Source organism: Cohnella xylanilytica, from assembly GCF_014212175.1.
GTDB classification, from domain to species: domain Bacteria; phylum Bacillota; class Bacilli; order Paenibacillales; family Paenibacillaceae; genus Cohnella; species Cohnella xylanilytica.
Genome location: NZ_JACJVR010000021.1, coordinates 1 through 1,795 on the forward strand (window position 1 = coordinate 1; position 1,795 = coordinate 1,795).

Below are 1,795 nucleotides of genomic sequence, written 5' to 3' on the forward strand. Positions count from 1 at the left end.
TCCATGCAATTTGCTTAGGCGTTTAACTTCGTACCCGGAACCAAGCCAGTGACTTCGCTGGCGTTTCTTTGCGTACCACTTTGTCAGCCGAGTGTGGATATACCAATCTAGCTTGGCCATCCACTTCGAGCTATACGGCGTCGCATAGTAGTTCTTCCAGCCTTGGATTTTCGGATTTAGCCATTTCACGTGTTCCTCGAACGAAACGTGCCGCATGTTCGGCGGCGCCAGTCGTTCTTTCACGACTTCACGTATGTGCTCCTCTGCTTTCGTGCAAAGCCATTGCCCGGTCGTGTAGTACACTCGGCTTTGTCCCGTTTCCGCTTTCGTCTTTCGGTGGTGCAGGCCGAGGAAGTCGAATCCTTCTTCTCCCGTCCACAGCCCCACAATCCGTGTCTTCTCCGGGTGCATCGTCAATTCCAGCCGCTCCATAATCGCCCGAATGAGCTTATGGGCATGAAGGGCGTCCTTCCTTGTCTTGCACACCACGACGAAGTCGTCGGCATACCGCGTTAACTCTCCAACCTCTTTCCCATGCTTCTCCCACAACTGGTCGAAGTAGTTCAGATAGATATTAGCGAGCAGAGGCGAGATCACGCCGCCCTGCGGCGTTCCCAAATCGCTTCTCCTGACTTGGCCTTCCTCCATCACCCCAGCTTCGAGCCACTGACGGATCAGTTTGAGTACGCGTCTGTCGCTAATGCGCATTTCCACCAGCTTCATCAGCTTCTCTTGGTTGATGTTGTCGAAGTACCCTTGGATGTCGACATCGACCACCCAATTGCCTTTGCGGTTACACGCTTTGCGGATTCGCTCTAGCGCTTGTTTCGCGCCTCGCTTCGGACGAAAGCCAAACGAGCAGTCTTGAAAATCGGCTTCGAAGATCGGTTCCATCACCAGTTTTACAGCCATCTGCACGACTCGGTCCTGGATCGTCGGGATGCCGAGCGGACGCTTGCGTCCGTCTTTCTTCGCGATGTAGTGCCGTCGCACGGGCTGAGGGCGGTAACGTTTCTGCAATAGGCGCTCGCGGCATTCCTCGATGAACGGGGCTTCGCCCTTTTTCTCGATATCCGCCAGCGTCTGCCCGTCCACGCCGGCCGCTCCCTTATTGGCCCGCACGCAGTGCCATGCTTCCCATAACACATCCAGACGACATACCTTGTCGTACAACGCATGGAATCTTCTGCTCTTGCTTGTCTTGGCAGCATGACCTAGCTTGACTTGGAGTTGTTGAACTTTTTCCTTGGGTGTCGTTAGCCGTTTGGCATTCACTCACTCGTACCTCCTCGTCAAGCTTGAACAAAGCAGGGCCCCTTCCCTCCCGCAGGTTGTGTTGTCCTGCGTTCATCGGTACTACGCGCCCCTCGGACTCCCTTCCTGCAGATGGCTCACTTCACCTTTGGCTTATAGAGCATCTCGTTACGAGAGATTTTTTTCTCCCGTGCAGGGGAGGGCCTCCCCAGTTCACTGCATCCTCTTTCAAACCATGCCGATCCCTATACGCCGGAGGATTCTTCGCTGCCGCTCCAAGGTCTCTAGCAGCTTCCATGGCCTTCGTCCATCTACGCGGGACTCGGCTTCCTCTTGTCCCTCTCGCGAGGCCTTTTTAACGACGCGGCAGGATTCACTTCATGTTACGGCCTGGTTTGTCGCTCGCCCTGTCTCCGACAGGTACTTTCGTCGATGCGCTTCTACGCCCGGATTTCGCCATGCGCAGGCATCCAAGCTACGCGGGGGCTTGGCCCTTCCCACGACCGGACTTTCACCGGCTAGAAGATGCGTGCCTCTGGGC

1 protein-coding gene is annotated in these 1,795 nt (G+C 55.7%); it reads right to left on the reverse strand.

Annotation, left to right across the window (positions count from 1 at the left end; genetic code table 11):
* On the reverse strand, positions 1-1,275 hold a 1,275-nt coding region (ltrA, locus tag H7B90_RS06835; RefSeq protein WP_185135118.1), incomplete at its 3' end, for a group II intron reverse transcriptase/maturase.
* Positions 1,276-1,795: the final 520 nt, after the last annotated feature.